Source organism: Fictibacillus sp. BK138 (assembly GCF_004216955.1).
GTDB lineage: Bacteria > Bacillota > Bacilli > Bacillales > Fictibacillaceae > Fictibacillus.
Genome location: NZ_SGXL01000001.1, coordinates 498,572 through 518,973, shown reverse-complemented (window position 1 = coordinate 518,973; position 20,402 = coordinate 498,572). Strand labels below are relative to the sequence as shown.

The following is a 20,402-nucleotide window of genomic DNA, read 5'->3' as shown; positions in this document are numbered from 1 at the left end:
CGTCCTTTCTATAGTGTCATAGATGATTTTTGAAGGTATCTTTGGCTTGGTCGGTATTATCATTCTTCCAGCATTGTTAATTACTTTTGCAGAAGATTAGTGAAACGTTTCGAAAAATGACGTGGCATCTCCTGCATTTTTCAGAATATTAAATTCATTTAATTAATTATCTATCATTATAGTTTGATTGAAAAAGGATAACAACACTGATTCATAGGTATTAGGAGTTATTTTTTGCGTGATGGACCAAACAAAAAGCTGATTCTTTTTTGAATCAGCTCAGTTTCGTGTTCTTATTTTTTGCCAATGCCAAAGCCCCGCACAATCCCGCATTATCATCTAATTCAGGCGGAACGATATATTCATCAATACATACTAATAGATTCTCGTGCTGAATATAGCCATTTAACAGATTCACTACGTTTTCGATGATGATCGGAAACAGCTGCTTTTGCTGCATCACGCCACCGCCGAGTATGAGTTTTTTCGGTGAGAGTACTAAAATATAGTTCACAAGTGCTTGTGCAAGATAATAAGCTTCGAGTTCCCAGACCTGAGGATTCGCAGAAAGGACAACGCCTTTTTGACCCCAGCGGTTTTCAATAGCCGGTCCTGAAGCTAGTCCTTCTAAGCAATCACCATGAAACGGACAATTTCCTTTGTACGTGTCGTCTTCATGACGCTTAACGAGAATGTGCCCCATCTCTGGGTGGAGCATTCCGTGAATGAGCTTCCCTTCCGTTACAGCTCCAACTCCGATTCCAGTTCCGACAGTCATGTAGATGCAGCTGTCGAGCCCTTTTGCCGCTCCCCACTCCCGTTCGCCGAGCGCTGCTGCGTTTACATCTGTATCTAATGCCATTGGCACATCGATATGTTTTTTGAGTTCACCGAGCAAGTTCACGTTTTTCCAGTGCTTTTTCGGTGTACTCGTGATAAATCCGTACGTGGAGCTTTCTTGGTTCAGATCGATCGGTCCAAATGAGCCCACGCCAAGCGCTTCGATCTGCTTGTCCTTGAAATAATCTGTTACGAGTTTTAGTGTTTCTTCCGGTGTTGTCGTTGGAAAGCTGATTTTCTCTATGATATCTCCGTTTTCGTTGCCGATTCCGCATACGAATTTTGTACCGCCTGCTTCAATTGCACCTAAAATCATGTTGACCGCTCCTTTCGTTAGCTTGATTTTAACATGAATCTCGTATTTGAGTTTACTTGAGCTGTCTTGTTGATGGTTTACGGTACGTGTTCTTTTATTTATTACACGTTCGCGCAAGATGAAGGAACTATCACGCAGAATCCCTTGGTTTCACGCAAGTAAGTCCGACTTCCACGCAAAACACCCTGCGTTCCACGCATAAAGTATGTCTTTTCACGCAGTATATCCTAAAATGCCAGTCAGTAATGATTAATTCCCCAAAAAAAAAGCCAAAACGCAATGTTTTGGCATTCATCTTCCTTATAAATACGTCAACGAATCCAAAATCTCCTGTAAACTGAGCTCTGCGCATGCCATTGAAGTGTCTGCCACGCCGTAATACATCTTCACCACATCGCCTTCAACGAGAACTCCGCATGAAAACACGACATTCCCGAAGAATCCGTCCACTTCATAATCGGCTTCTGGCTCTAAGATCGGTGTTTCCGACCGAGCGATCACTTTTGCCGGATTCTCTAAATCTAGCAAAACAGCCCCCATGCAATATCGGTCTTCTTTTGATGCCCCATGATAGAGTTCTAGCCAGCCTTTTTCCGTCTTGATCGGAACCGCACCGCCTCCGATTCGGCCGTTATCCCACTTACCATCTCGCAACCCAATTAAGTGCTTATGGTTGCCCCAATGCAATAGGTTCGTAGATTCCGCGACCCAGATTTCCGGTGCACCCGTGCTTTTCGGAACTGGTCGGTGCAACGCATAATAATGGCCGTTAATTTTTTCAGGAAAAATTAACACGTCTTTGTTCTCAGGGCAGAAGATCATCCCGTGATGCTCCACTTCCACAAAATCTTTCGTCGAAACGAGCGACTCTCCCACACCTGCCGGAGAAACCGCACTGTAATAGATGTAGTACGTGTCTTCAATCTGTGTGACGCGCGGGTCTTCGATTCCGAATGTCTCCAGTTCATTTGATGGATAGATGAAAGGTTCATCATCGATTGTAAAGTTGCGTCCATCCTTACTGCGCGCCAATCGAATATAGGAAAGCGATGTTAAAAACGAAAAACTTTTCCCATTCTTTTTTTCACAAATCACACGCGGATCAGAGAAATCATATCGTTCATCGTCCAAATCCAACGAATGGATCTCCAGTTCCCCCGTCTCAACATTGTAAACTGGCGCTTTCACCACGTTCGAATCGTCACTTATCGGACGCTCGGCCACACGCAAAAGCATGATCACTTCGTCATTATATTTAGCAATTCCAGCGTTAAACGCGCCGATCACTTCAAAATCGTCACGGTGCGGCTTCACGTCACGAGGCGTAACGAGCGGGTTTTCTTCATATCGATACACATTCATGCTGCATGTCCCCTTATTTTTCAAATTGATCAAACGGATCTTTTATCGTAATTTTGTGTGCCTCCGCGTCACTGATCCCTGCGTAAAAATCGGCAGTTCCGCCTTCCTTCCGAACAAGTCCGCCGCTAAACACCACATCCACTAAATCTGGACGTTTAGACTCGCCAGCTAAAAAGTCATCACGAATGGCAATGAGCTGAATTTCAGTATGCTCACCTGTTTCAGGATCTAACGCAAACACCATCGGGTAGTAATGACGGTTTCCTTCTTCATCAAAACTTGCGATGTGTCCAAGTACGCCGATCTGTCCGTTACCAAGAATGTGAAGCTCGTTCGCACCGCCCCATTCTCCTTCAGCAAACTGTCCTTCAAAAAGTGGCGCTTCTTCAACCACATCGAGTGTTAACTCTTTTAATGATGGAATGCGCGCAAAACCGATCTTTCCGCGTCCACCCTTTTCCCCTTGAGGACGAGTCAGCACAGCAACGCTTCCATCTTTTAATTCTGCTAGCCGTAAATCTTTCATTCCGTCTGGCCCTTTGAAAAATTGTTTCAACATTTCAATAGAAGAACCTTTATAAAAAACGGTCCGCCAGCCAAGTGCGCCTTCATTCGTCGGATGCGGAAAAATTTCCACTCCGCCAAGCACTAGCACTCCGGCAATTCGTGTCACGAACGGATCTTGCAGTTCAAAAACAGGCGCTCCTTCTCTCGGTGTCCAAACCCCATCACGGTTCACGAAAAAGTAAACTTCGGAGTGCTCTGTGTCACGGGCTTCAACACGGCCAGCGATCACTAGCTCTCCTTCGTCTTCAAACGGAGCTGTGATGTTGTACACATCACGTTCCCCAACACCCGTAAATGTTAGCTTTTTGGGATTCGCCGGCTGATCTTTTTCTAAATAAATCTCCACTAATTCTGCACATGTTTTTGTCATAAAATTTCTCCTTCAACCTATTTAAGCGTAAACTGCATGCCTTCTTTGAACTGTTTTGAAAAGAATAGAAACAAGATGATGATTGGAACCGTGAGTAGAACGGATGCTGCGTACATCGGACCAGGGTATCCGCCGTATGGTCCGAACATCTGCGACAACAGTACGTTCAGCGTCAGCATGCCATCACTTCTGACCACAATCATATCCCACAATAATTCCGTCCATCTTTCCATGAAAAGAAATAAGAAAACGACAGTTGTGATCGATTTTGACATCGGCATCACGATTTTATATAAAATTTGAAAGTTGGAAGCACCGTCGAGTTTAGCCGCTTCGATAAATGTGTCCGGGATCGCCCGGAAAAAGTTCGTGTACATGAAGACGGCCCATAAACTCATCGCTTTCGGCAGGATCATTGCTGTATATGTGTCATAAAGCCCAGCATTTTGGATGATCAAAAATGTTGGGATCAGCAAGATGATCGCCGGGAAAAACATTTGGAACAATACTGCGTTATTGATGAAGTCGCGTCCTTTAAAGTTCATTTTTGCGAGTGCGAAAGCGACCATCGCGCCTGTCACCATCATGAGTGCAGTCGATGCCGTTGAAACGATGACGCTGTTGAAGAAAGCTTTCAGCCATGGTCTCGCGATCCCAGCTTCCCCGCCTGAGAACAGCCACTCATACGATCTCATCGTAAATTCCGTCGGCACCACTTTTTTATCGACCTGCGTCCAGTCGGCAAACGAGTTCATCACCATATAGAGATATGGAAAGACCATAACGATAAGCAGTGCAAAAGCGATTAGATATCGAAATGTTAATCCTTTTTTAGACCCAACCATTACGTTTCCCCCACATCTCTAATAGTTTTCTGATGACTAAGATGGATGCGAACGTCACGACCGAAGCGATGATCGCAACCGCTGACGCATAACCTGCGCTTAGGTTTGTAAACGCTTGTTTAAAAATCTCCATCTGCCATGTGTTTGTTGCGTAGTTTGGTCCACCACCTGTCAGCTGGTAAACCTCCGTAAAGATCCCGAAAGAAACACCTATTGAGAGAATCAACACGGTAAATAATGCTGGATATAGCAGTGGCAACGTTATCTTCCAAAAACGTTGTGATGGTGTTACGCCATCAATCGCAGCTGCTTCATAAACGTCTTTATTGATGCCTTCAAACCCTGCAGTCAAAATAAGTGCATAGTAACCGGTAAACTTCCAAGCAATGATCGCCGCAACCACAAGCAAGGCGGATAACGGTGTGCTCAGCCAGTCGACTTCGATTCCAAACTTACGCAAAAAGACGTTGAACGCACTGTTATGCGACAGCAATCCTTTTACGATCAAGGAGGAAACAACCCCTGATGCCAAATACGGCAGGAAGAATCCGATTAAAAACAGTCCTTTAAACTTTGGCAGTCCATGAATGACAAGCGCCACCGCAAGCGATGAAACGATAACCACCGGCACGAACGCTGCCATGAACTTAAATGTTACGAAAAATGCCGCCTGTACTCCTGGATGTTTCACTGCTTCTATAAAATTATCAAACCCTTTAAAGTAGTAGACTGGCGAGATCAGATTCCAGTCCGTAAACGATAGATACATCGACCAGATCAGCGGTATGGCGAAGAAAATGACCGCATATAAAAGGTAAGGACTGGCGAATAGCCAGCCCGTCCCGTTTCTTTTCATCATTTTTTAAGTTCCTCCTTTATGGCCTTCTTCATTTCTTTCCAGCCTTTTTCAGGATCAACTTCTCCCTTCACGACAGGGTTCACAGCGTAACGGCCGATATGTGTCTGAAGCTCGTTGTATTTTGCGTTATCAATAGAAGGTATTGCGTTTGGTACTGCGTCTGCATAAGGCTTCAGCTCAGGATTTTTATCAAAGAACGCTTTGAACGAATCGTTTGATGAAAGGTCATCACGTGCTGGCGGAAGTTTTGTAGTCTCGAGCCACTTCAGATCGTTTTCTGGATTCGAATAAACGAAATTCATAAACTCCATCGCAGCTTTTCGCTCTTCTTCTGTTGCTGACGCATAGATCACGATTCCTTTAGTGTCAGCGAACGTGTTCACGTTTTCCGTATCAGCACCATCTGGAACTGGAGGAAGCGCGAGCCCAAATGTCTCGTTGTACTTCATCTCAGGGAACTTTTCTTCCCAATAGCTGAACGTCCATGGTCCAAGATCTGTGAAAATACCTAGTCCGCTCTCAAACGGATCGGTAGCTTGCTTCGTTAACAGTGCGTCCTCTTTTTGAAGATCGCCCATAAATTTCAGAACGTTTAAGCCAGCTTCATCTTCTGCAACGAACTTGTCACCCTCAATAAAATTGTTGCCTCCGGATGCTGCATCATAGAGCATGAAGAAGTCAAACCAGCGTTTCCAGGCAGTTGGGTCTGCAAGGTCACCCTTCGCCCACAAGTATTTATCCGGGTGTTTGGCTTTTAGCTTCTTAACTGCATCAAGGACCTCGCTGTACGTTTTAGGAATTTCATTTACTCCCACTTCTTTTAAAATGTCGATTCTCCAGCCAAACAACATTGGATTTGAGTAAATCGGCATAACATATTGATTGTCATCCGCGAACTTCCACGTTTTAACCGTGTCTGTCATATTACGATTTTTCAGCAGCTCATCCCAGCCTTCGACCTCGTTTAGCGGAACAAGTGCTTTACTTTCAGCAAGCTGTGCTGCGAATCCACGGTTGATATTCTCAGACATCGTTGGTGCACTTTTACCTGCGATCGCAGATTGAATGCTTGCTTCTGATGTCGGACTTTCTTTTATTGGACTTACTTTAACATCGATTTTCGGATTTTCTTTTTCAAATTCCTCCGCCATCTCTTTCCAATACACTTGCTGCGTCGGGTTTGGAGCTGCCCAGAATTCAATCGTCGTTTTTCCGTCAGCAGATTTACTGCCGCCGTTACCGGTTGAACAGCCAGCCAGTGCGGATGTTGCGATCGTTGCGGTAAGGAAAAGAGATGCTGCCTTTTTCATTTTCATCAGAATATCCCCCTTGTTAATAGTGTTTCCGAATTATGGTGTAAGACTCAAAATGACAGCGCTATCATTTAGAGTTAAAAAATAAAAACCCAATAACATTACAATAATTTAAAAATAATCAATAACCGTTATTTTGTAACTTTATGTAATGTGATTATTTCATGTAACTGTAATGTTGTCAAATAATTTTTCTATCAATTTTACATCTAGATATATCCCTTTATTGCAGGCTGTTCTAATCGAATTAAATTTATTATTAGAATTTATTTACTTAATCTACCTTTTCGTTTATATTTAATTTGTAACGTGACAAAATTCTTTTTTTGGAAGGTTTGTATAAATAATGGCGAAAAAAGTATCCATGCAAGACATTGCGGATCATTTAAATATCTCAAAAAACTCCGTGTCACAGGCTCTCTCTGGAAAACCTGGAGTAAGTCCTGCCACGCGTAAAAAAATTGAAGAAACAGCTAAGGAACTAGGTTATCAATACAAAACGATGTCAGTGAAAACAAATAACGGTGGAACAGGAAACATCGGACTAATCGCTTCAGATTTAGCTTTTTCGTTGCAAAGCTTTTTTGGAAAGATCTATTTGAGTGTGGAAAAAGAGGCGACAAACAAAGGGCTTAATGTACTGATACAGTCGGTAAGCAACGAGGCGAAAGAGAATCTGACTCTCCCTTCTTTTATAGAAAACAAACAAGTCGATGGCGTGCTGATCTTATCGCATATCAGCACAGAATATATCAACAAAGTCATCGCAACCGGCATTCCGACGGTAACGATTGACCATCATCACCCGCTCATTCAGGCTGATGCGATTCTGACGAACAACCGATTCGCGGCATATTCGGCTGTTAAACATTTGATCGACCTTGGTCATAAGAAAATTGCTTTCGTTGGGGATACCCGCTTTTCACCGAGTTATCAGGAACGACTTGAAGGGTATTTGCTCGCTTTTGGGGAGCACGAGCTGTCAGTCGATCAGCAATTGATTTTTTCTTCAGTTGAAGAAAGTGAAGTGGTAGTACGTGATCTGGTGGATTCAGTGGGGACACAGCCGACAGCTTGGTTTTGTGTAAACGATGGACTTGGATTTTTTGTTCAGTCTGCGCTTCAGCAAAAGGGGTTACGCGTGCCTGATGATGTTTCAGTCTGCAGTTTTGATAACGGACAGCTTTCGAGATTGGCGAACCCGAAGATTACAACGGTGGATATTGATTTGGAGCTGTATGGGAGAAAGGCGATCGAACAGCTCGTTTGGCGGATGGATAACACAGATGAACCGATCACAGAGCTTCTTCTTCCAGCAACACTATTAAAACGTGAGTCTACTTCAAAAGTTAATAAATAAAATGATGCCCCTTGGTAGCAAGGGGCTTTCATTATTGGTGATTGGTAGTTTTACGGTACGTGTTCTTTTATCTGTTACACGTTCGCGCAAAATAATAGTAGTTTCAAGCAAAACACCCTTTGTTCCACGCCAAAATTCCCGATTTCCACACAGACCACCGTCGGTTTCACCCAGAAACACTTTTGTTTCACGCAAAATAACGGAACTATAATCCGCTTGCAGGACTATCCCGTCACATAAGAGAATTTTTTCATAAGGAGTGATGTTATGATAGTAAAAGAAGCAGCAGAATCTATTAAAATTAAGAAATTAAGACTTCTACATAAGCGTTTTTCACCTGATCATCCTGCAGAGAAGGAAATTGAAGGCGAACTTATGAGGAGCATTGCAGGTTATAAAGGTGAAAAATCCCTCGATTTTCATCTGGACCTACTCCCAAAAGAGGAAACTCACATTTTCCACGATCTCCGTCTTCCGTTCGGCTCCAGTCATTTTCAAATCGATATCCTTATCATAACACCATCTTTTTTTCTCATTATTGAAGTGAAACATATTTCTGGTACTCTACTCTTTGACCAAGAATTTCACCAGCTAATCCGCACTTATAAAGATATCGAAGAAGTGTTCCCAGACCCAATCTCACAACTTTATCGGCAAACTCATTTGTTCAAAGAATGGTTGGCTCTCCATAAATTTACCACGATTCCCATTGAATCATTGGTGATTATCAGCAACCCCAACTCCAAAATTATGTCCATTCCTAAAAATATGAATATCTCCAAATCTGTTACTCATAGCACTAACCTTCTAGCTAGATTCCACACCTATCAAAAGCACCATAAAAAGGACATCATCACTAAAAAAGACATCAAAAAATTAACTCGGCTTCTGCTTAAACATCATAATCAAACCGATCAAGATCTTTTCAAAAAATTTAATATATCTGCGGATGACTTAATTAAAGGTGTAGCCTGTCCGAAATGTTGTAAAATTCCTATGATTAGAGCAAGAAGGAAGTGGTTTTGTCTAGACTGCGGTCATTATTGCAATCAAGCACATACTGAAACATTAAAGGAATATGCACTATTGATAAGCCCGAAAATACCAATTCATGAGTGTTGCGTCTTTCTTCAAATTCCTTCAAGGCATACAGTTAAACACCTTTTAGATTCTCTGAAACTACCTAGTAAAATCGCTGGAAAGCACAAAACATATCTTCTCGATGAGTTAGTATAATTTTTTACGGTACGTCTTCTTTTATCTGTTACACGTTCACGCAAAGTGAAGGGAGTTTCACGCAGGACGCGTCCGGTTCCACGCCAAAAATCCCAGTTTCCACGCAGACTAGCTACCGTTCCACGCAGAAACACCTCTGTTTCACGCACATGCCCTTTTTCAAACAAAAAACAACCGGAATCCCTCAGATTCCGGTTGCTCCTTTTCTTTAAATCGTCGGATGTGACACGATAAACTTCGCTTTCCCGCTCATTCCGAAGTTTTTCACGGTCGATGGCACGATAAAGTGGTCGCCTTTTTTAAAGTGGTAAGAAGATTGACCACCAATCTTCAACTCTCCTTCACCTTCAAGCACACTCACCAAAAGATACGACGGATTTTCTACTGCACCCACTGAACCTTCTAAGTTCCAGTGATACACCGTAAAATAGTTCTCTTTAATCAGCTTCTCGATTTTCAAATCCTCATTCGCTGATAAAACAGGCTCGAAGTCAGCATCCTGATGAGGAATCATCGCGACTTCGATTGATTTTTCGATGTGAAGCTCACGCGTGTTTCCAGCATCATCACGACGGTCATAGTCATACACGCGGTAAGTGATATCAGAGCTTTGCTGCGTCTCCAAGATCATCGTTCCCGCACCGATCGCATGAATCGTTCCGTTTGGCACATACACGAAATCGCCTGGCTTAATAGCAACCCTACGTAAAAGATCGTTCCAGCGGCCATCTGCGACCATCTCTTCAAATTGAAGCTTCGAGCCCGCGTGATGACCGTACACCAATTCAGCACCTGGCTCACAATCGATCACGTACCAGCATTCTGTCTTACCGAATGCCTCGCCTTCTACTTCACGTGCATAAGAATCATCCGGGTGCACCTGCACAGAAAGATCTGTCTTCGCATCTAAAATTTTTACCAATAAAGGAAAGTCTTCTCCTTCTTGATCGGCGAAAAGTTCGCGATGCTCGTTCCATACTTGATCAAGCGTTTTTCCCTTTAATGGTCCGTTCACGACTTCACTCGGTCCGTTCGAATGAGCGGAAATTCCCCAGCACTCACCGGTTGTTTTTGATGGAATATCATAGCCGAACTCTTCCCGAAGCTTTGTTCCGCCCCAGATTCGGTCTTTGAATACAGGTTTTAGAAAAATCGGTTCATTATACACTTTTACAACACTCCCTATCTGGGTTTTCTACTCCCCATTCTATACGTTTGTTTAAAGATAAACCACCTGTATGGAAAATTCGAGACTAGAAATAATTACTATCGGGAAACAATTGATAAGAAGGTTTGATTTTAAAGCGTTTTCCTTTATACTAGACCTTTATAAATATACAAATATTCTGATTAATTTTACATAAATAGATAGGGGAGAAAATGATGGAGTTTAAATTGCAGCCTTTAGGTGACAACAGTGTGATCATCGAGCTCGGCGAAGACATCAGCCGAGACATTCAGCAAAAAGTGAATAAAGTCTCCTCTTTTTTAGAGAAAAAGTCTTTTGATTGGGTGATTGAGTACGTGCCTGGTTTTACGACGGTCGCCGTTTTTTATGACCCTTGTAAAATCGAAACAAACACTCTTCCATATGAACAGGTGTGTGAGAAATTAAGCGCACATTTGGAAAAACTAGATGTGGAGCAAGGTGCAGAACCGCGCGTTGTGGAAATTCCGGTATGCTATGGCGGAGAGTTCGGACCAGATTTGGAAGAAGTGGCAGAACGAAACGAATTGACCCCTGAAGAAGTGATCGACATTCATTCAAACGGCGAGTACATCGTTTATATGATCGGGTTTGCGCCAGGCTTCCCTTATATTGGCGGGATGGATGAACGGATCGCTGCACCTAGACGGAAAAATCCGCGACTGAAGATTCCAGCTGGATCAGTCGGGATTGCCGGCAAACAAACAGGAGTCTATCCGATCGAAACACCTGGCGGTTGGCAGCTGATCGGAAAAACGCCGCGCAAACTTTTTCTTCCGGAAGGCGATACACCAAGCCTTCTACAAGCGGGAGATCAAATAAAATTCGTCCCGATTACAGAAGAAGAGTTTCAAAAATGGGAGGAGAACAAGAATGATTAAGATTACGAAGCCAGGCCTCCTTACAAGTGTTCAGGATTTTGGCCGCTACGGCTATCAAAAATACGGTGTGATCGCGAGTGGTGTGATGGACTCGACCGCTCACCGGATAGCAAACCTGTTAGTTGGCAATGATGAAAATGAAGCTACCCTGGAGCTCACTTTATTAGGTCCTGACATGGAATTTTCCGAAGACACGCTAATCTCGATTTGCGGCGGAAACCTCTCTCCTTCTATTAATGGGAAGCGGGTCAAACTATGGCGTTCTGTTTTAGTGAAAGCCGGAAGTAAACTGAAATTTGGAGGATGCAAAACAGGTTGCCGTGCTTACCTCGCCGTCGCGGGTGGATTCGTTTTGCCAGAAATCATGGACAGCAAATCAACTTACATACGAGCAGGAATCGGGGGCTTCAACGGAAAACCGCTTCAAGCAGATGATGAACTGACACTCGGGGAACCTAGTGAATTTGCTGCTCAAATTACGGAAGTGTTGGCTGCTGAATTAGACGGGCAAAAGTTTGCTGAGATGCAGTGGACGATCGCGTCAGATTTCACGTCAACAGCTGTTTCAAAACCGAAAGTGCGCGTGATGAAAGGCAGACAGTACGACTGGTTCACGCAAGACAGCCAGATGAAGCTTTTTACAGAATCGTTTGACGTGACATCGCAGTCTGATCGGATGGGTTACCGCTTGAAAGGACCTGAACTCCAACTCGAAAAAGAACAAGAAATGCTTTCAGAAGCGGTGAACTTCGGTACGATCCAAGTTCCGTCAGAAGGAAATCCAATCGTGCTCCTCGCCGACCGCCAAACAACAGGCGGCTATCCGAAAATCGGGCAGATCGCAACGGTTGATCTTCCCATCATGGCACAGCTGAAGCCTGGCGACAAAGTACAGTTCACCGAGGTTTCACATGAAGTCGCGCAACAGCTCTATTTAGACCGAGAAAAACAAATCCACCAGTTGAAACAAGGAATCTCACTAAAAATCAAACAAGAATCGAAGTAATCAAGGAGGAAGAGTATGAAGAAAGAATCGAAAGCTAGTATACTGCTGGGCGCGGCGTTTTTAATGGCGACATCCGCTATCGGACCAGGATTTTTAACACAAACGACGCACTTCACGTCCATTCTCGCTGCCAGTTTTGGTTTTGTTATTTTAACTTCCATCATTATTGATATTGGAGCGCAGATGAACGTGTGGCGCATTATCGCGGTTTCCGAAAAAAGAGCGCAGGATATCGCAAACGATGTTCTCCCTGGCTTAGGCTTTTTCCTTGCCGCGTTGATCGTAATGGGTGGACTCGCGTTTAACATCGGTAACATCGCTGGAGCTGGACTTGGAGTTAACGTTCTTTTTGGTGTTTCTCCTAAAATGGGGGCATTGCTCAGTGGAATTATCGCCATTTTAGTATTCGTTGTCCGTGAAGCTGGAAAAGCGATGGACCGTTTCACACAAGTGGCTGGTTTCATCATGATCGCGTTAACGATTTACGTGATGTTCACCGCTCAGCCTCCTGTTGGAGAAGCGGTTGTAAAAACGTTCGCTCCAGACACGATCGATGTACTTGCGATTGTAACGCTTGTCGGAGGAACAGTCGGCGGTTACATCACATTTGCCGGTGCACACCGTTTGCTTGATGCAGGAATCAAAGGGAAAGAAAATTTAGGTGAAGTGACACGCGGATCCATCTCGGCAATCGGGATTGCGTCTATCATGCGTATCTTCTTGTTTTTAGCGGCACTTGGCGTCGTGGCGCAAGGATTGACGCTTGATCCAGCTAACCCGCCGGCTTCCGTGTTTAAATTAGCTGCCGGTAATATTGGTTATAAAATTTTCGGTGTTGTCATGTGGGCGGCTGCCATCACTTCTGTTGTTGGGGCAGCTTACACGTCCGTTTCATTCATTCGTACATTCAGCCCTACTTTGGAAAAATATCATAAGTGGATCATCATCGGGTTTATTGCTGTTTCAACATTGGTTTTCACAATTATTGGACAGCCGGTTAAGATTCTCATTTTAGTAGGATCATTAAACGGATTAATTTTACCGATTTCATTAGGTGTGATGCTGATTGCGGCTTACAAACCAAAGATTGTCGGTGACTACAAACATCCCATGTGGATGACAATTTTCGGTGTGCTGATCGTTGTGATCATGGCGGTCATGAGTGTTTATTCACTGTACACAGGACTGCCTAAGTTATTTGCATAAAGTCGAGGGGGAGCTTTCATGAATGCACTAGACCGTATGAATCCTGCTGAAGCGCGCGATATGATCAGACGCGGTGATTGGCGGAAGCCGACAAGCGGACTCGCTAACGGGTACACGCAAGGAAACTTAGTCGTTTTGCCAAAAGAATTGGCGTTTGAGTTCCTTTTGTTTTGCCAGCGGAATCCGAAGCCATGTCCTGTACTGGATGTAACGGAGCCAGGTTCAGCTGTGCCTGCGCTTGTCGCTCCTGATGCGGATCTGCGAGTGGATATTCCTAAGTACCGCGTTTATCGAAACGGTGAATTGGCTGAAGAAAGAACAGATATTAAAGATCTCTGGGATGATGGCATGGTCGGTTTTTTACTCGGCTGCAGCTTCACGTTTGAACATGCATTGATGAATAACGGCATTCCAGTACGCCATATTGAGCGCGGGTGCAACGTTCCGATGTTTAAAACGAACATCGAATGCGTTGGGGCTGGGCGGTTTGAGGGTCCGATGGTTGTGAGTATGAGGCCGCTACCTGAAAAAGATGTCGTTCGGGCCGTTCAAGTCACAAGCCGCTTCCCTTCCGTTCACGGTGCGCCCGTTCATATCGGAAATCCCGAGAGCATCGGGATCTATGACCTGTACCAGCCTGATTTCGGTGATCCCGTTCAGATTCATGAAGGCGAAGTTCCGGTGTTCTGGGCATGCGGGGTGACACCTCAAGCGGTGGCGATGCATGTGAAGCCTGAAATCATGATTACTCACGCCCCGGGGCATATGTTTATTACTGATGTTCGTGATGAGAAGTTTGGGGTTTTATAATATTGTACAAAGGTGTCTCCTTTGCGGAGGCACTTTTTTTGGTTTGAGCGAAAAGTGGGTATGTTTGAGCGGTACTCACAGATTCTGAGCGAAACTCAAGACATTTTGAGCGTAGATGAAGAATTCTGAGCGTAGCGAGCTTTTTTTGAGCGAACGTGTAACAGATTAAAAGAACACGTACCGTAAAACCCGATTTCATCACTTGAAGAATGCGATGAAAAGCCCCTTTACACGAAAGGGGCTTTAATTAATCACTCGGAAAGACCACCGTATTCAGCAGCCCACCCAGTATAATAATCATCGCAGACAGGTAAAACCACAGCATCAGCACAACTAAACCGGCCACTTGACCGTACAGCGCTGAATAATTACTTCCACTAACGTAAGAGGCAAACCCCATCGAAACGAGCTGCCAGCCAATCGTGGCGAAGAATGCTCCTGGAACTACTTTGCTAAAACCGAGCCTGATGCTTGGTGCGAATGAATACAGCACAAGAAAAAAGACCAGCAAAAAAACAGTCCCAATCCCCCACTGCACGACGATCCACAACTTCTGAAATTCAACAATCGAAAATATCCCCTTCAAATACACACTTAATATTTTTTCAAAAAGAGGCACGATCACCGAAAACAGCACCGCAATCATAAACCCAATCGTCAACAAGAGACTCTCGAATATTTGTTTCACCATATTCTCATCGTTTCGCACCTCATACGCATCATTCAATATGCGTTTCATACACTGAAAGCCCATCGAAGACAGCCACAATGTAACAACCAAGCTCAACGAAAGGAGATTTCCCTCCTGTCTTCTCACCGTATAAGATAACGTCTTTTCGATCAGCGCGTACGTCGCATCTGGTGCATACGGTTGGATCAGCTCCAAAATATTGCCTTCATTTAGAGGCAGATACGTCATGAATGAATAGATCACTAACAAGAACGGAAAAACCGACATCAGAAAATAATAAGCCATCTGAGCTGACAGATCGTACACCCTCATCTTAAAAAAGCGGTCGCTCAATTGATTCAGGATCTCGACGATATTCATGATGCAGCACCTCTTTTTTTAAGCCAGTCCGTAAAACTCACTATTCTAGAATACGCAGAGAGCTGTCCGTTTAGGTCACTTTTTTATTGATGCTGATTCCTATGTTAGTATTTTTATAGGATAAATTTTCAAAAGGAGATTACGAATGAAGAAGCTATACATCGTTTCACTTCTGTTATGGGGCGTGTTTTACACGATTACACTCTATCGATTTTTTCAGGGAACGGGCTATTGGAATAACACCATCATGTTGTCAGCAGGTTTTTACATACTCGCAATTATTTTAAACAAAGGCTTTAACAAGCTATTAATCGTCATCGCCTTATCGTATGTTAGCTTTATTCTGATATTTACCTTAGACCTTTTATATGGCTTTTCGTTATAGGGGTAGTAGATTCTTAATCTGGGAGGAAAGATTCTTGAGTGCATTAAAAGAATTTACGTTCAGTTTCTTGATTATTGTTGGCTGGTTTATCTTAATTGCCGGCATCATCGGGTTGATCGTTTCTCTATTTGCTGAGGGAATGTGGATTTTCGTTCCTTTATCTTTCATTTCTATAGGTTTATTTCTCATATGGTTTTATAAAAAGTTCTCACACTAAAAAGAGTGCCCTCTGACATGAAGGCACTCTCTCCTACTCTATTATTCTATTCCTCTAGCAGCCGCTTTGACTAATTCCACCGTCTGATCGACCGTATCTTTACGGAATTCTTTAAATTCATCGGTAATGTAAACCGATTTGTCTTCTGGATAAAACTCTTGGGCCGCGATGTGAAGGTGACCACCCGGGATATCCATTGCACCTAGTCCAAGTCGAACGCGGTTGGATCTGTACATGCTCTCGTTTGATAAATAGCTGCCTCCCCCGCCGGCTCTTGCCTTTGAACCTGAAGTTGGACCGCCATCATGACAAACCGCTGGATCCTCATAGTTTGGCGGCAGCCATTCACAAACCTCATCGTTTCGGAATACCGGCCATGGTCCTGTTCCTGCCGCAATCATCTCTTCAAACGGCAGTGTTGTTTCGATGAATTCAGGGAGTGGCTCCGGCATCGGCCAATTTGAAACAGTCGGTGTCACTTCAGCCCGCTCTTCCAGCTTATTATCAGCCCCTGTGTGCCAGCGGCCGGCATAGCCTTCGATTGCCATTTTGCGAGGTCCACCTTGGCTGATCGTCATCATTAAATCTACGCGCTTCGGACCTTCTTTTAAAAACGGACCAAACGTATCTTCAACAATTCCTTCTTCAAAATCATCCCATCGAACAGGAAAGTTAGCCGCTTGGATCACAGCTAGTCCATCATCCGTCAAGACCCATCGGCCATCGAGCTGCAATCCGCTTGCTCCTGACGGGTTCGTTCTTCTGAATTCCTGCTCCAAACGGTACGGATCGAATCCACTTACAAGAACACGCTTAACTCGCTCACCCTTTGGAAAATGAATCGTTGTGATTCCCCTTGATGTATATTCTAATTTTTTCATGAGCTGTGCTCGCTTTTCTTCCGTTACCTCAAAATCAGGATTCCATTGTCTTAATGCACTTGTCATGCTGAGTCTCGCCCAGTATAGCGGACGATCATCATATGTATCGAGTTCTCCTAAATCAGGTCTTTTGCCTTGCGCACGGTCAACCGCTGTCTTCCATAGCTTCGTTCCGTGTCTTTTGATTAACTTCTCAGCTTGTTTTTCACTTTTTGCCGAACAAAGATCTCGCTTAAACTTATCTACGTATTGAGTAAATTCGCTGTCCTCTAAAATCTGCTGCGGAATCGGCTTACCATCCTCAATCCTCTGTTCCTCTGGGGTTAACGTTACACTTGAGTCATAACAGCTTGTCTTATCCTTTTCTTTTGCCTCAGCCAGTTGAGAACCAAAAAATATCATACTACATAAACACGATATCCCAAAAATAAGTAATCGTTTACCTTGTATTCTCACAATAGCCCTCCTTTTCACCCTATTGTAGAATAACAACGAAATCGTTTAAATAGTATGAATTGTTTAAAAATAAACAAATAACTTGTTATACTCCTTCCTCCTGCCCGGGTATAAATGATTATTTTCTTCTACCCATATTCAGTACGATCACTAATAAAATAAACGCTATTCTAACAGCGCGATCTTTTGTCACCGCTTTAAGGAGTCCTACAAAAACAATACCCAGCACAGGGTTATCTTCAACCGCTAAAATCACAATGATATCCAATACAATCAGTACGTCATCTAGTAAGGCTTGCTGTTCCTCATCCATATTATCACCCAAGTTTTTAACTAGTTTATTTCGGTAGGCAACTTAATGTGAATTCAAAATGAAATCATGTAAGCTGTACACATCATAATTTTTACAGGGATGAGATGTGAAATGGAATCGACACAAAATTATAAACAGTCTACGATTGTAACACTGCTTCTTGCTGGAACGTTTATTGCAATCTTGAACCAAACGCTGATGATTACAGCGATACCGCCGATCATGGAAGAGATGAACATCACTGCGAACAGCGCACAATGGCTGACGACGGTTTTTATGCTCGTGAACGGCATCATGATTCCAGTCAGCGCGTTTTTATTAGAGCGGTTTACGACAAGACAGCTCTTTCTCTCTGCTATGGGCGTATTCGCTTTTGGTACACTAGTCGCGGGATTAGCACCTAACTTTGAAATGCTCCTGCTCGGTAGAGTGATACAGTCAAGCGGAGCTGGTGTTATGCTGCCGCTTATGCAAACCGTTTTCCTTATGATTTTTCCGGTGAACAAACGCGGATCTGCGATGGGGTTAGTCGGGCTTGTCATTTCCTTTGCACCAGCAATCGGACCAGCTTTATCAGGATGGGTAACGTCGCATTACTCGTGGCGTTTGCTATTTTTTATTATCTTGCCGATCGCACTCATCGATATAATCGTGGCTTATTTTGCTTTAAAAAATGTGACAGAGACGGCAAAAACGAGGGTCGATGTTCTATCCATTATCCTGTCCTCGTTCGGTTTCGGAGGACTTCTTTATGGATTCACATGCGCCGGCAACTTAGGATGGACAGCAACAAGCACCTTGTTGTGGTTAGGAATTGGTGTCGTTGCGCTTGTTCTCTTTATCACGAGACAGCTTCGATTAAAACATCCGATGCTTGAGTTTCGTGTGTTTGCCAACTCAGTCTTTCCGCTCACTGTCGCGATTGGGATGATCACGTTCATGGGGCTAATCGGGGCTGAGACGATTATTCCTCTATTCATGCAAAACATGAGGGATTTCACAGCGTTTGAGGCAGGATTGGCACTGTTGCCTGGCGCGTTGATTACGGGGTTATTGTCCCCGATCACCGGCAGGCTATTTGATAAATTCGGAGCGAGATGGCTTGCATTCACCGGTTTGACCATTATCACGGGTTCTTCCTTTGCTTTCGCAACACTGGGACCATCAACATCCTTTACGTTTATCACGGTCATGTACAGCATTCGGATGCTAGGCCTCGGGATGGTTATGATGCCAGTCGCGACTGCTGGTCTGAATCGGCTGCCAAAACGATTGATTCCGCACGGCGCGGCGATGGATAATACGATGAAAATGATTGCAGCATCAGTCGGAACGGCGATATTAGTGACCGTTATGACGACGGTTGCAGGTAACGCCGCAGATAACCCTGAGATTTCTTACCCTGATATGCATGGCGCAAACATGGCGTTCATGGTTGTTGCTGTTTTATCCTTAATTGGGCTTATAATTTCGTTTTTTATTAAAAACGAGAAAGCTGAGGAAGCTGAAACTGAAGGTTAGGTTGAAAATGCATGCTGGGGAGTCCGAAAGTGGTCATTTTCAGTGTACCTACAGGGGTATTTCTACCGTCATGTGGATCTCAATCCACAAAAAACAGGGGTGAATCCAAAAATTTTGATGCTGAATCCACGAGTTTCAGGCTCCAATCCAAAAGTTTTTGGACTTTATCCACGAGATGTCATTTCCAGACAAATTACGACAAACAAAAAGCTGGCTCATATCCATATGAACCAGCTTTTTTAACGTTTAAATACTTTCACCGATTTTTCGAACAGTAATCCCCGAATCCTCAAGCGTCTGCCTGATCTTTTTCGCAAAAGAAAGCGCATGAGCTCCGTCTCCATGGATGCACACAGTATCCGCGGTTATATCCACGTCCACATCTTGCTGCGTCAGCACTTTCCCCTCTTTTACCATGCGGATCACTTGTGCCACTGCCTCATCGTCATCTTCAATCATGCAGTTCGGCAGCTTGCGGGAGGTCAGCGTGCAATCCTGCTGATACGTTCTGTCTGCAAAAACTTCTGATGCCGTGCGGAGTCCTGCCTTCTCGCCTGCCTTCACAAGCTCACTTCCAGCCAGGCCGAACAGGATCAAATCCGAATTCACCTTATAAACCGCTTCTGCAATGGCTTCAGACAGCTCACGATTCACCGCAGCCATGTTGTAAAGCGCTCCATGAGGCTTCACGTGTTGGATCGCCCCGCCTTCTGCCTGAACGAACGCCCATAACGAACCGATCTGATACACCACCATCTCATACGCTTCTTGAGGCGAGATATCAATATTACGGCGGCCAAACCCAGCAAGGTCAGGCAAACCAGGGTGAACACCGATTCCAACCCCATGTTCAATAGCCAATTTTACCGTTTTTCTCATAGTCGCTGGGTCACCAGCATGAAATCCACACGCAATGTTAGCTGACGTCACATACTTTAAAATCTCTTCATCTGTTCCGAGTCTGTAAGCTCCAAAACTCTCGCCCATATCACAGTTAATATCAATAACACTCATGCAAAAACCTCCCCGAATTTAAACACATGTTTAATTTACCCCAACTGTACGACAAGTTTTATATATTGTAAAATGATTAGGAATACTACTGAGGGAGGTGAGGAATATGGAAAAAGTATTGAATGAAATCTTAGTGAAATTGCTTAGCATCGATAACAAAGTTTCTGATTTGGATAATAAGGTTTCTAACTTAGATAACAAAGTTTCTAATCTAGATAATAAAGTTACAAACTTAGAAGCTGGCCAGCAACAGATTGTAACCAGACTCGATACATTGGAAACCGATGTTAAAGAAATTCGTGACACGGTGAACCGAATTGAAGTTAGCCAAAATGACGATGTGATTGCGTTATTAAAAATGATGCATAAACAAAAGCATTAACGTT

The 20,402-nt window shown here is 43.8% G+C and carries 21 protein-coding genes; 10 read left to right on the top strand and 11 right to left on the bottom strand.

The annotated features are described in order from the left end of the window. Positions 1–274: 274 nt before the first annotated feature. From EV282_RS02605 to EV282_RS02580, 6 genes are all read right to left on the bottom strand, one after another. On the bottom strand, positions 275–1,156 hold the full coding sequence (locus EV282_RS02605; protein ID WP_130293538.1) for an ROK family protein: 882 nt from the start codon (positions 1,154–1,156) through the stop codon (positions 275–277). A gap of 300 nt (positions 1,157–1,456) precedes the next feature. Continuing rightward, the gene (locus EV282_RS02600; protein WP_130293536.1) at positions 1,457–2,518 is read right to left on the bottom strand and encodes a BtaManbiosPhlase; all 1,062 of its coding nucleotides are present in this window, start codon (positions 2,516–2,518) and stop codon (positions 1,457–1,459) included. Between the two features lie 13 nt (positions 2,519–2,531). Next, positions 2,532–3,455 carry an MTP-1 family protein gene (locus tag EV282_RS02595; protein ID WP_130293534.1) on the bottom strand — a complete coding sequence of 308 codons (924 nt, stop codon included), beginning with the start codon at positions 3,453–3,455 and terminating at the stop codon, positions 2,532–2,534. A gap of 17 nt (positions 3,456–3,472) precedes the next feature. Continuing rightward, positions 3,473–4,300, bottom strand: a complete 828-nt coding sequence (locus tag EV282_RS02590) for a carbohydrate ABC transporter permease (RefSeq protein ID WP_130293532.1) — start codon at positions 4,298–4,300, stop codon at positions 3,473–3,475. After that, positions 4,287–5,159, bottom strand: a complete 873-nt coding sequence (locus EV282_RS02585; protein ID WP_130293530.1) for a carbohydrate ABC transporter permease — start codon at positions 5,157–5,159, stop codon at positions 4,287–4,289. Before EV282_RS02585 ends, EV282_RS02590 begins: the two co-directional genes overlap by 14 nt. After that, positions 5,156–6,475 carry an ABC transporter substrate-binding protein gene (locus tag EV282_RS02580; protein ID WP_207224278.1) on the bottom strand — a complete coding sequence of 440 codons (1,320 nt, stop codon included), beginning with the start codon at positions 6,473–6,475 and terminating at the stop codon, positions 5,156–5,158. The genes EV282_RS02585 and EV282_RS02580 overlap by 4 nt, the downstream gene beginning before the upstream one ends. 343 nt (positions 6,476–6,818) lie before the next feature. On the opposite strand from EV282_RS02580, the gene EV282_RS02575 reads away from it, so the two are divergent. Continuing rightward, positions 6,819–7,832, top strand: coding sequence for a LacI family DNA-binding transcriptional regulator (locus EV282_RS02575; protein ID WP_130293528.1), 1,014 nt, complete (start codon positions 6,819–6,821; stop codon positions 7,830–7,832). Positions 7,833–8,099: 267 nt separating this feature from the next. Next, positions 8,100–9,068 carry a nuclease-related domain-containing protein gene (locus EV282_RS02570; protein WP_130293527.1) on the top strand — a complete coding sequence of 323 codons (969 nt, stop codon included), beginning with the start codon at positions 8,100–8,102 and terminating at the stop codon, positions 9,066–9,068. A gap of 208 nt (positions 9,069–9,276) precedes the next feature. Here the strand turns inward: EV282_RS02570 and manA are convergent, their stop codons facing one another. Continuing rightward, entirely contained in the window at positions 9,277–10,236 is a 960-nt protein-coding gene (gene manA, locus EV282_RS02565; RefSeq protein WP_130293525.1) for a mannose-6-phosphate isomerase, class I, read from the bottom strand. Between the two features lie 215 nt (positions 10,237–10,451). On the opposite strand from manA, the gene pxpB reads away from it, so the two are divergent. Genes pxpB through EV282_RS02545 form a run of 4 tightly spaced genes read left to right on the top strand, consistent with a single transcriptional unit; the run spans position 10,452 to position 14,178 of the window. Then, entirely contained in the window at positions 10,452–11,156 is a 705-nt protein-coding gene (gene pxpB / locus EV282_RS02560) for a 5-oxoprolinase subunit PxpB (protein WP_130293523.1), read from the top strand. Beyond that, positions 11,149–12,162 carry a biotin-dependent carboxyltransferase family protein gene (locus tag EV282_RS02555; RefSeq protein WP_130293521.1) on the top strand — a complete coding sequence of 338 codons (1,014 nt, stop codon included), beginning with the start codon at positions 11,149–11,151 and terminating at the stop codon, positions 12,160–12,162. The genes pxpB and EV282_RS02555 overlap by 8 nt, the downstream gene beginning before the upstream one ends. A gap of 15 nt (positions 12,163–12,177) precedes the next feature. Further along, positions 12,178–13,368, top strand: coding sequence for an NRAMP family divalent metal transporter (locus EV282_RS02550; protein ID WP_130293519.1), 1,191 nt, complete (start codon positions 12,178–12,180; stop codon positions 13,366–13,368). Between the two features lie 18 nt (positions 13,369–13,386). Next, complete coding sequence (locus EV282_RS02545; protein WP_130293517.1) at positions 13,387–14,178, top strand: putative hydro-lyase; 792 nt, start codon at positions 13,387–13,389, stop codon at positions 14,176–14,178. Positions 14,179–14,425: 247 nt separating this feature from the next. Here the strand turns inward: EV282_RS02545 and EV282_RS02540 are convergent, their stop codons facing one another. Continuing rightward, entirely contained in the window at positions 14,426–15,229 is an 804-nt protein-coding gene (locus EV282_RS02540) for a YihY/virulence factor BrkB family protein (RefSeq protein ID WP_130293515.1), read from the bottom strand. 145 nt (positions 15,230–15,374) lie between these two features. On the opposite strand from EV282_RS02540, the gene EV282_RS02535 reads away from it, so the two are divergent. After that, positions 15,375–15,614: a hypothetical protein gene (locus tag EV282_RS02535; RefSeq protein WP_130293514.1), complete on the top strand. Its 240-nt coding sequence runs from the start codon at positions 15,375–15,377 to the stop codon at positions 15,612–15,614. Between the two features lie 34 nt (positions 15,615–15,648). Next, positions 15,649–15,831, top strand: a complete 183-nt coding sequence (locus tag EV282_RS02530; RefSeq protein ID WP_130293512.1) for a hypothetical protein — start codon at positions 15,649–15,651, stop codon at positions 15,829–15,831. A gap of 41 nt (positions 15,832–15,872) precedes the next feature. On the opposite strand, the gene EV282_RS02525 is transcribed toward EV282_RS02530, so the two are convergent. Then, a complete protein-coding gene (locus EV282_RS02525; RefSeq protein ID WP_130293510.1) occupies positions 15,873–17,168 on the bottom strand; it encodes a pyroglutamyl peptidase in 1,296 nt (431 codons plus the stop codon). 118 nt (positions 17,169–17,286) lie between these two features. Then, on the bottom strand, positions 17,287–17,493 hold the full coding sequence (locus EV282_RS02520) for a hypothetical protein (protein ID WP_165389329.1): 207 nt from the start codon (positions 17,491–17,493) through the stop codon (positions 17,287–17,289). A 99-nt stretch (positions 17,494–17,592) separates the two neighbouring features. On the opposite strand from EV282_RS02520, the gene EV282_RS02515 reads away from it, so the two are divergent. Then, positions 17,593–19,002 (top strand): DHA2 family efflux MFS transporter permease subunit, encoded by a 1,410-nt coding sequence (locus tag EV282_RS02515; RefSeq protein ID WP_130293506.1) that lies wholly within the window; start codon positions 17,593–17,595, stop codon positions 19,000–19,002. A 246-nt stretch (positions 19,003–19,248) separates the two neighbouring features. On the opposite strand, the gene EV282_RS02510 is transcribed toward EV282_RS02515, so the two are convergent. Beyond that, positions 19,249–20,016: a LamB/YcsF family protein gene (locus tag EV282_RS02510; protein ID WP_130293504.1), complete on the bottom strand. Its 768-nt coding sequence runs from the start codon at positions 20,014–20,016 to the stop codon at positions 19,249–19,251. Between the two features lie 106 nt (positions 20,017–20,122). Here EV282_RS02510 and EV282_RS02505 point away from each other — a divergent pair, with 106 nt between their 5' ends. Further along, positions 20,123–20,398: a hypothetical protein gene (locus EV282_RS02505; RefSeq protein ID WP_130293502.1), complete on the top strand. Its 276-nt coding sequence runs from the start codon at positions 20,123–20,125 to the stop codon at positions 20,396–20,398. Positions 20,399–20,402: the final 4 nt, after the last annotated feature.

Excerpts from the sequence above, each read along its gene's own strand:
- EV282_RS02605 (WP_130293538.1), bottom strand. The coding sequence starts at position 1,156 with ATGATTTTAGGTGCAATTGAAGCAGGCGGTACAAAATTCGTATGCGGA.
- EV282_RS02600 (WP_130293536.1), bottom strand. The coding sequence starts at position 2,518 with ATGAATGTGTATCGATATGAAGAAAACCCGCTCGTTACGCCTCGTGAC.
- EV282_RS02595 (WP_130293534.1), bottom strand. The coding sequence starts at position 3,455 with ATGACAAAAACATGTGCAGAATTAGTGGAGATTTATTTAGAAAAAGAT.
- EV282_RS02590 (WP_130293532.1), bottom strand. The coding sequence starts at position 4,300 with ATGGTTGGGTCTAAAAAAGGATTAACATTTCGATATCTAATCGCTTTT.
- EV282_RS02585 (WP_130293530.1), bottom strand. The coding sequence starts at position 5,159 with ATGATGAAAAGAAACGGGACGGGCTGGCTATTCGCCAGTCCTTACCTT.
- EV282_RS02580 (WP_207224278.1), bottom strand. The coding sequence starts at position 6,475 with ATGAAAATGAAAAAGGCAGCATCTCTTTTCCTTACCGCAACGATCGCA.
- EV282_RS02575 (WP_130293528.1), top strand. The coding sequence starts at position 6,819 with ATGGCGAAAAAAGTATCCATGCAAGACATTGCGGATCATTTAAATATC.
- EV282_RS02570 (WP_130293527.1), top strand. The coding sequence starts at position 8,100 with ATGATAGTAAAAGAAGCAGCAGAATCTATTAAAATTAAGAAATTAAGA.
- pxpB (WP_130293523.1), top strand. The coding sequence starts at position 10,452 with ATGGAGTTTAAATTGCAGCCTTTAGGTGACAACAGTGTGATCATCGAG.
- EV282_RS02555 (WP_130293521.1), top strand. The coding sequence starts at position 11,149 with ATGATTAAGATTACGAAGCCAGGCCTCCTTACAAGTGTTCAGGATTTT.
- EV282_RS02550 (WP_130293519.1), top strand. The coding sequence starts at position 12,178 with ATGAAGAAAGAATCGAAAGCTAGTATACTGCTGGGCGCGGCGTTTTTA.
- EV282_RS02545 (WP_130293517.1), top strand. The coding sequence starts at position 13,387 with ATGAATGCACTAGACCGTATGAATCCTGCTGAAGCGCGCGATATGATC.
- EV282_RS02540 (WP_130293515.1), bottom strand. The coding sequence starts at position 15,229 with ATGAATATCGTCGAGATCCTGAATCAATTGAGCGACCGCTTTTTTAAG.
- EV282_RS02535 (WP_130293514.1), top strand. The coding sequence starts at position 15,375 with ATGAAGAAGCTATACATCGTTTCACTTCTGTTATGGGGCGTGTTTTAC.
- EV282_RS02515 (WP_130293506.1), top strand. The coding sequence starts at position 17,593 with ATGGAATCGACACAAAATTATAAACAGTCTACGATTGTAACACTGCTT.
- EV282_RS02510 (WP_130293504.1), bottom strand. The coding sequence starts at position 20,016 with ATGAGTGTTATTGATATTAACTGTGATATGGGCGAGAGTTTTGGAGCT.
- EV282_RS02505 (WP_130293502.1), top strand. The coding sequence starts at position 20,123 with ATGGAAAAAGTATTGAATGAAATCTTAGTGAAATTGCTTAGCATCGAT.